This window comes from Marinobacterium profundum, from assembly GCF_001528745.1.
GTDB lineage: Bacteria > Pseudomonadota > Gammaproteobacteria > Pseudomonadales > Balneatricaceae > Marinobacterium_A > Marinobacterium_A profundum.
The window spans coordinates 56,390-65,219 of sequence record NZ_BCNS01000060.1 but is presented as its reverse complement, the minus strand read 5'-3'; the positions used below and the strand labels follow the sequence as shown (position 1 = coordinate 65,219).

At 59.7% G+C, this 8,830-nt stretch carries 5 protein-coding genes; 1 reads left to right on the top strand and 4 read right to left on the bottom strand.

The features are described from left to right. Positions 1-320: 320 nt before the first annotated feature. Together MPRO_RS03120 and MPRO_RS03115 are read right to left on the bottom strand one after the other, a co-directional pair. On the bottom strand, positions 321-713 hold the full coding sequence (locus MPRO_RS03120; RefSeq protein WP_067286828.1) for an acyl-CoA thioesterase: 393 nt from the start codon (positions 711-713) through the stop codon (positions 321-323). Then, positions 710-1,393 (bottom strand): HAD family hydrolase, encoded by a 684-nt coding sequence (locus MPRO_RS03115; protein WP_067286826.1) that lies wholly within the window; start codon positions 1,391-1,393, stop codon positions 710-712. The genes MPRO_RS03120 and MPRO_RS03115 overlap by 4 nt, the downstream gene beginning before the upstream one ends. 141 nt (positions 1,394-1,534) lie before the next feature. Between MPRO_RS03115 and MPRO_RS03110 the strand changes: the two genes are divergently transcribed. Further along, positions 1,535-3,460, top strand: coding sequence for a PhoX family protein (locus MPRO_RS03110; protein WP_067286823.1), 1,926 nt, complete (start codon positions 1,535-1,537; stop codon positions 3,458-3,460). A 333-nt stretch (positions 3,461-3,793) separates the two neighbouring features. On the opposite strand, the gene radD is transcribed toward MPRO_RS03110, so the two are convergent. Both radD and MPRO_RS03100 read right to left on the bottom strand, forming a co-directional pair. Next, positions 3,794-5,530, bottom strand: a complete 1,737-nt coding sequence (gene radD / locus MPRO_RS03105) for a DNA repair helicase RadD (protein WP_067286821.1) — start codon at positions 5,528-5,530, stop codon at positions 3,794-3,796. 1 nt (position 5,531) lies between these two features. Then, positions 5,532-8,630: an ABC transporter transmembrane domain-containing protein gene (locus tag MPRO_RS03100; protein WP_067286819.1), complete on the bottom strand. Its 3,099-nt coding sequence runs from the start codon at positions 8,628-8,630 to the stop codon at positions 5,532-5,534. Positions 8,631-8,830: the final 200 nt, after the last annotated feature.

Here is an 8,830-nt window from a genome sequence, read left to right as displayed (position 1 = left end):
GCCTTTTCGCTGCGCTCTGAGCCCCTCCGGCGGGCTCCGATGAGGTACATCCATGTACCTCATCGCGGGCGCATCAGTCCCTGTTGCGCCCCTTCGGGCCTGATCGCCGAATGACCTCAGTGCTCGCCGGCATATGGCCATGGATGGCCGGTAGCCAGAAAATGCAGGAGCAATTTTCTGCTCATAAGGGGGAAGCAAGAGCCGTGCTGATGTTTCGGTGGAGAGAATTTTCATCTTACCTCGATCCATATCCGGCCACCTCAAAGTCAGGAAGCACTCAAACAACCTCGATCGACAGATAAGTGTTTCGTGAAAATGCTCTAGAACAGCGATTCGATCGCCGGCGAGATATAGGGCCGGCCGCGTTCGTTAAGTGCCGTGCCGGTCACCAGACCTTCGAGCATCACCTTGTCGTCGGCCAGACGAATCACTCGCTGGCGAAAGCCGAAGCGCACCTTGCCCAGGCGCTCGGTCGTGACCTCGACCACAAAGCGGTCGCCGCTTTTCAGGGGCGCCTTGTAATCCAGTTCGCTACGAATCACCACCAGGTGAATGCCCTCCCGTGTCAGGGCGGCGAAATCCACCCCTTTTGCCAGCAGGTACTCGTGGCGGGCGTGTTCCAGATAGTTGAAATAGACGCCGTTATTGACGATGCCCTGCATATCCAGTTCATAGTCCCGCACCTGGAATTCAAGCCGAAATGGCTGTGTCATGGGGTTTCCTGTGTCGTTGCAGAGTCGGTGAGTTGCTGGTTGATCCAGGCGTGGGCCTCGATCAGACTGTCGACAATAATGGTGGCGGATGAGAAGTCGTGGCTGGCGGCCTCTGGGCTGCGAATGCCAACCACCCTCAGGCCCGCAGCGCGGGCTGCGGTGATACCCACTTCGGTGTCCTCCACCGCGATGCAGTCATCGGCTTCCAGCTGCATCAGTGACAGTGCCCGCAGATAGCCATCCGGGGCCGGCTTGTTGCGAGGAACATCATCGCCGGTAACCACATGTTCGAACAGTGGCTCCCAGGCGTGGCCGCGCAGGGATGCCTGCACGCAGTTGCGTTGCGAGCCGCTGACCAGCCCCAGGCGCAAGCGGCTGGCCAGCTCGCGCACCACCGTATCGGCGCCCGGCATCTGGGGAAAGTAGTTGTGGGCGAGATAAGCTGCGTTGGCGGCGAGTTTGGCGGCCACCAGTTGTTCAATGCTGGCATCGGGCTTGTGCAGCTCCAGAATATCGGCTGCATTTTGCCGGATAGGCACGCCCAGCATGCGGCTCCAGTAAATTTCGTCGCTAATCGTCAGCCCCCAGGGTTCGAGCGCCCGTTGCCAGAGCTGCAGGTTAACCGCCTCGGAATCCACCAGAGTACCGTCGTGATCAAACAGAATTGCGTGCAGTGCCATCCAGATGCTTCCTGTCCCTGATAATGAAGCGCACTTTAGCATATTCCCCGTTGCGCGCTCAGCAGGGTGCGCTTGGCGGCTGTCATGGAATGGTCATGTTTACTGACTAGCATGCACGCCATTCTTGCAGGAGGAAGTCCCATGAAACCTACACCGTCTGATGTTAACGCCCAGGATACCGATGGCCTCGAACGCACCGGTTTTGATGCTCTTGTCGACAAGGCTCTGAGCCGTCGCAGCCTGCTTAAGGGCGGCATGGCCGCTGGCATGCTCGGGTTTTTCAGCCTGTCGCCCATGGCCCAGGCGGTTGCTGCCGCTATGGATCCGTCCCGTTTGATGGGCTTCAAGGCGATCAAGGCGTCCACCGACGACGCTATAGCGCTGCCTGCCGGTTACCGTTCCTCTATTCTGATGTCCTGGGGGGACCCGGTACTCCCAGGCGCGCCTGAGTTCGATCACTCCGGTGGCAACAGCGCCGCCGATCAGGCCTTGCAGTTCGGTGACAACACCGATGGCATGTCCCTGTTTCATTTCCGCAAGGCTGATGGCAGCCTGGATATGGATCGCGCCATGCTGGCGGTGAACAACGAATACACCAACGGCGAATACATGCTGGAGCACGGCGAAGTCAAAACCGCCGAAGACGTCGCCAAGCTGCAGGCTGCCCACGGTGTCACCCTGGTGGAAGTGCGTCGCAGCAGCGGCAATGCCTGGGAGTACCTGAAGGATTCCGCCTACAACCGCCGTCTGCATGCCAACAGCGAGTTTATGCTGACGGGCCCTGCCGCCGGTCACGAGCTGATGAAAACCGCCGCCGACAGCAGCGGCACCAAGGTACTGGGCACCATTAACAACTGCGCCAATGGCCGCACCCCCTGGGGCACCTACCTGACGTGCGAAGAAAACTTCAACGGTTACTTCGGAGCCCCGAACGACGAGGCTGTGCCGGCGCAGCAGAAGAAATACTACGGTATCAAGGCCGCTGAAGATCGCTACCGCTGGTGGCAGCACGATGCCCGCTTTGATGTCAGCCAGACCCCGAACGAGCCGAACCGCTTTGGCTGGGTGGTTGAAATCGACCCGTTTGATACGGCTTCCACACCCATGAAGCGCACGGCCCTGGGCCGCGTAAAGCATGAAAATGCTGATGTGCTGGTCAACAAGGACGGCCATGTAGTGGTCTACATGGGCGATGATGAGCGCGGTGAACACATCTACAAGTTTGTTTCCAAAAACAAATATGCCGAAGGCCAGGACGCGGTAAACCGCAGCCTGCTGGAAGAAGGCACTCTCTATGTGGCGCAGTTTGCCGGTGGGGATGGCAAAGAGCACGCCGGCACGGGTCGCTGGATCGAACTGGCCTTTGGCAAGAATGGCCTGACGCCGGAGAATGGCTTTAACAGCCAGGCTGAAGTCCTGATCCACACCCGCCAGGCGGCCAAGCAGGTTGAGGCCACCACCATGGATCGACCTGAGTGGATCAGCCATAACCCGAACAACGGTCATGTGTTCTGCACCCTGACCAACAACAAGAACCGTGGCAAGAAGGAAGATCAGCCGCTTAACGCCGCCAACCCGCGGGCCGAGAACCACTATGGGCAGATCATTCGCTGGGAAGCCAGGGACGGTGACCATACTGCGGACACCTTTGACTGGGATCTATACGTTATGGCCGGTAACCCGACGGTGCATCAGGGCAGCCTCTACGCCGGTTCCGACGCCATTAACGCCGATAACATGTTCAACAGCCCGGACGGCCTGGGCTTTGATAACGACGGTCGACTGTGGATTCTGACCGACGGTGATGACTCCAATGCAGGGGATTTTGCCGGCATGGGCAACAACCAGATGCTGTGCGGTGATCCTGCCACCGGCGAGATTCGCCGCTTTATGGTGGGCCCCGTCGGCGCCGAAGTCACAGGCCTGACTTTTAGCGATGACTACAAGACCATGTTCGTCGGCATCCAGCACCCCACAGGTGGCTTCCCGGACTACAAGGATGGCGGCAAGCCGCGCTCCAGTATTGTTATGGTGACCCGTGAAGACGGCGGCGTGATCGGCGCCTGACCGTAACCGCTGCCGCTCTGGCGGCGTGATGTTAAAAAGCCCCGGCACTTTGGCTTCGGGGCTTTTTCGTTTCTACTCAGGGAGAGATCCTTCAGCCCGTAGCCTGGAATGAGTTTACGAACTCCGGGAAGTGAGCCCCAGGCGAATTTCGAGGTGCTTTAAGCTTTCTGCCGTACGCTTAAAGCTGTCACCTCGAAACTCGCTTCGCTCCTTTCCCGGAATTCGCTTCGCTCATTCCAGGCTACGCACCGCCCCCTTCTCTCCCTTTCACCTTTCACCTTTCACCTCGCGCCTCGCGCCTCGCACCTGCTCTTCTTGCACCTCGCACCTGCTTTACAATTCATTCGCCTTGCGGTAGTGGCCGCTGTAGTCGAACAGTCTTTCGCGTACGCGCCAGTGGGGGCCGGCCTTGCGGGCGACGACAAAGTCCGGTGCGCTGAACTGGTCTGCCACGGCCAGTACTTCGGCCAGATTGGCGAAATGCCGGGGTTCTGTAGCGGCATTGAAGCGGCGCCCGAACAGGCGATTGAAGACAGCCCGCTGGCCCGCCTGGCGCAGATCAAAGCGCTCGTGCAGTTCCTCGCCTTCTTCATCGTGATAGCTAATGCGCAGCGCGCCCTTGTGTTCGGCAAAGCTGACGCCGGCGCAGCGGATTACACGGGCATCCCTGAGCTGCAGGGCCCGCTTGAGCAGATCGTCAGGGTCTATGATGGCTTCGCTGCACTGGTGACACTGGCGGGCGGCAATATCGTTCTCCGCGCCACAGTGGGGGCATTCCTTGAAGCGAAAGCGGTAGTCGCACTGCTCCTTGTGGCCCGTGTCATCTTCGAGCAGGCCCTGGCAGCGGCGGCCAAAGTGCTCAGTTACTGTGCCGGCGCCATCCGTCTTGCCCCAGAAGATATTGGCGAAGCCGCATCCCGGACAAAAAACCTGCACCGGTTCGCTGTCACTGTCGGGTTTCTTGCTGCCAACTTCAGGGGCAAACAGATTGAAGCCGTTGCCGGCGTAGTCGATCACCAGACAGTCGGTCTTGCCGGGGGCCAGCCGCAGACCGCGGCCGACGATCTGCTGAAAGAGGCTGACCGACTGGGTGGGCCTGAGGATGGCGATCAGATCCACATGGGGGGCATCAAAGCCAGTGGTCAGTACAGCCACGTTGACCAAGTACTTGAGCTCCCGCGCCTTGAAGCGCGTGATCAGTGATTCACGTTCTGATGCCGGGGTCGTACCGGTCACCAGGGCGGTGCAGTCATCCGGCAGATAGCCGGTAATCTCCTGGGCGTGCTTGATGGTGGCGGCGAAAATCATCACGCCGGCACGCTCGCCGGCCAGTTCCTGAATCTGTTCGCAGATAGCCCGGGTCACGCGGGGATAATGGCTTAGCAGACTGTTGATTTCAGTCTCGCTGTAATGGCCGCCTGAATTGGCCTGCAGGGCCGAAAAATCATAGTGGGCAATGCTCGCATCCACAAGTTCAGGTCGGGTGAGAAACCCCTCGCGGATCAGCTGTGACAGCGGCAGTTCATAGATGCAGTGCTGAAAGGGCCGGCTGTCTTCGCTGCGCACAAAGCCGCGGTAGTGGTACTGATAGATCCAGCCCTGGCCCAGACGATAGGGCGTAGCGGTGAGGCCCAGCACCTTGAGGTTGGCATTCTGTTCGCGCAGTGTTGTGATTACCTGCTGATACTGGCTGTCCTCGCTGTCACTGACGCGGTGACATTCATCGATGATGAGCAGTGAATAGGCGTCGCGAAACAGTTCCAGATTGCGTGTTACCGATTGCACACTGGCGAAGGTCACCTGATGACCGGTATCCCTGAACCCGAGCCCCGCCGAGAAGATGCCGGCACTGAGGCCGAAGGCGGCGTATTTGGCGTGATTCTGCTCTACCAGTTCGCGCACGTGGGCCAGCACCAGAATGCGGCGTCGCGCCAGACGTGCAAGCTCTGCAATGACCAGGCTCTTGCCGGCGCCTGTAGGCAGAACTATTACGGCAGGGTCGTCACTGGCGCGAAAGTGGCGCAGCGTTGCATCTACCGCTTCCTGCTGATAGGGGCGTAGCTTGATCAAATCAGCGCTCGTCCGTGCGTTCACTGCGAATGGTTTCGGCGGCGTTGAACAGGTGTCCCGAGACGGTGCGCAGCAGAATCATGGCTACGGCGGCGTCGTTCTCAACGATCTCGAGGAGCTCGCGGCGCTCGATACGCAGGGCCAGCACGGGCTTGATGGCCAGCAGATCCATGTTGCGCGGCTGATCGACAATCACCGACAGATCGCCAATCAGGCGGCCCGGGCCCACCTCTGAAATGGGTTTGTCTGTCTGGGTGGCGTCGGGCCAGCGCAGTTCGGCCAGACCTTCGACGACTATATAGGCGCCATCGGGCAGGTCGCCGCTGCGAAACAGGTGCTCGTCGGTCTCGACCCTTACCCAGCGCGACGCGTAGGCCAGCAGACGAACCTGGGCGGGGCTGAGTTTGGCGAAGGCTTCTGTACTGGCAATCACCTTGCGCTTGTTCTCGAAGTCTTCGATGGTTTCTGCCGGCGATTCGGCTGGTGCCTGAGCACCGCGACCCTGCGGGGCCTGGCCATCCTGCAGATTGATGATCTGATCAAACTGCTCAATGTTCTTGAATTCGGGTTCCAGCACAAAGATGGTGGTGTCTGGCAGCAGGCGCCTGATCTTGCGCAGGGCTTCGTTGCGTTGGGCGAGGGAATGGCTCGCCAGCGCCTGGTCCAGCACCAGAATGTCTGGCTTCTTGATAGTGGCGCGCAGGAAGGCAAAACGCTCCTGAGCGATGGGCGGCACTTCGGCGCCGCCAAGCCCAACCGGAATGCTGCGTATCAGCATGGACAGCGGTCCGTGCAGGCCAGCCTGCAGCAGCTCTTCGGCGATGATGCTGCGAATGTTGCGCTCATTGGTTTCGCCGGCCCGGGCCAGCTTGCCGAAAAGCAGGTTCTCCAGCACGCTGATGCCGGGGTTTACGAGTTTTTCATTCAGCGGCCGGTAGCGGCTCTGGAACAGCGCCTCATGCAACGGGATGCACTCATCACGCATGGCCAGTACCGCAGTGCAGATGGATTGGGGCAGCGGCATATCCAGTTGCTCAGGGGTCACCATAAAGGGCAGTGACAGGCGCAACTCGGCTTCTGTATTACTCAGCGGGCGATCTGTGCTCTGTTTCTGGTGCAGGTCCTGCAGTGACTGGAATATCTCCGGGGTCAAGCCGCCGAGGCGCTTGAACATCGGATGATTGGGGCCGATGGAGGCGAAGGTGTGTACCAGGGTTTCCAGCAGACCCCTGGCAAAGTGCTCAAGCTCAGGCCCAAAGCCCGCGGCGGTGAAGCGCTTGATCAACTGGCTCGTAGTGGCGATGTGCTCGTCGCGACTGGAATGCAGATGTACCGCGAACAGCAGGTTTTCCGTCAGGGTGAGGCTCGGGTTCAGCGCGTTTCGATCGAAAGGATGAATAAAGCGGGCCAGATTTTCCTCCGCCAGTCGGCGCGCCAGCTGGGGGCGGAACTCGATCATTTTTTCGGCCAGGGAGGGTCTGTCCGAGGGCTCAAAGCGGGCATCCAGGGCGCGTTGCGACAGATAGTCCTCGCTGCCCATGGCATCGACGATCATCAGCCACCACTGGTTCAGCTCGTCCAGTTTGCTGAAGCGGGCGATATCCAGATCCAGCCACTCGGCATTCACCGGGTAGGTGCTGTTACCCGAGGCCAGGGACTCCAGCAGTTCGGGATCGTCCAGCTCCTGGGCACCCAGATCTGCGCGCGGGTTGCGGCGCAGCGGCATGTAGATATTTTCACCCACAGAGGCGTTAAACAGATAAGGGGTTGAGGTGGCGATGCCGATACGGGCCGAGATGACCGCCTGATTCAGTCGCCCAAGATTGTGCTCGCCGATATTGACCTGGCCGGATGAGAGGCTGATGCTGCGGGACAAAACCTGGGAGAAGGCCTTGCGTGCCGCGCTGTTGCTACTCTTGACGGCCACCATGGTGCCCGCCGGTACATTCAGGCTGATATCCGACAGTACCCGGGAGCCGTTGGGGTCTGTGATGCACACCTGATCAAAACTGATAGTACTGTTGAGGCGCGGCAATTCAGCGCCGGATTCCTCGAACAGCTCGGCGTCGAGAATGTCGTCGGGCTGGAACTGGTCGCGCAGGCTTTTGTAGCGGTCGCTGGTTTCCTGAATCTGGCTGATGTAATTGAGCAGCTCGCGCCAGGGCGTGACTATGTCCTTGTAGGCGGTGATGGCGGCCACCAGGGCGCCTATGGAAAGCGAACCCTGAATCACCAGGTAGCCACCCACGGCGTAGAACAGGAAAGGCGGCAGGTTGTTGATGAAGTTATTGAGGAACTTCATGAAGAATTTTTTGCGGAAAATATCGCCGCGAATATGGAAAATGCCGCCCAGACGGTGGCTGAATATGGCCAGCGCATAGGGGGTGCCGCCGTTGCTGCGCAGGTCATCCAGCCCCTGCACACATTCGCCGATCAGCTCGGACAGCTTGCGGACACGGCGCACACGCTCGCGGTGCAGCCGGTTGATGCGTCGCTGCAGCAAGGGCGTAATAATCGCCTGTAGCGGCACCAGCGCCACGGCGGCGAGGCCAAACCAGGGGTTCTGGATAAACAGGAAGGTCAGGATGGTAAGCATCTGGCCGGCCTGGAACAGCGGCAGTGCCAGGGCGTCGCCCATGATGCCGCTCAGGGGTTCGACCTCGGCCGTCACCATGGACACCACTTCGCCCTGGGAGGTGCGCCTGAAGCGGGCGGCGGGGAAGCGCAGCACTTGGGTAATCAGGCGGTAGCGCAGGCGCCGCAACAGGCGTTCGCCGACGATGCCCTTGTAGATGTTCAGCCGCATCTTGATCAGACCGCCGCAGAGCACCATGAGCAGAAAGGCAAAGCTGAGCAGTAGCAAAAAGGACAGTTGCTGGAAATTAATACCCAGAATCTGCACCGGGAATTCGGTGCCGCCTATGGCCTCATTGAGGATGCGCTTGGGCAGTTCGAGACTGGCGTAGAGCACGGGAAACGACAGCAGCGTAATGGCCAGCAGTGCAAACTGATGGCTGGAGCTGTAGCGCCAGATAAAGCTCAGCAGTGTGGGCTCGAGCCGATCCGGGGGTGTGCTGGATTGGCCTGGTTGCCACTTCATGCCGATAGATCTTCCTGAAATTCTTACAAGGCTGTCGCCTAAGTGTAGCCCTGACGCAGCCTGTCGGCGCCGGGGATTGCCGTCGCCCGGGAATCGATCCTGAAACGCCGCTGCGGGGGAGGGATTCTAGCAGATTGTATTCTCTGCTATCACATGGATATCAATCTGGTAAAATTACCGTCCTGCATCAGGCTTCCCAG

Bases quoted from the DNA above. Each gene is read 5' to 3' on its own strand.
- MPRO_RS03120 (WP_067286828.1), bottom strand. From the start codon at position 713: ATGACACAGCCATTTCGGCTTGAATTCCAGGTGCGGGACTATGAACTG.
- MPRO_RS03115 (WP_067286826.1), bottom strand. From the start codon at position 1,393: ATGGCACTGCACGCAATTCTGTTTGATCACGACGGTACTCTGGTGGAT.
- MPRO_RS03110 (WP_067286823.1), top strand. From the start codon at position 1,535: ATGAAACCTACACCGTCTGATGTTAACGCCCAGGATACCGATGGCCTC.
- MPRO_RS03100 (WP_067286819.1), bottom strand. From the start codon at position 8,630: ATGAAGTGGCAACCAGGCCAATCCAGCACACCCCCGGATCGGCTCGAG.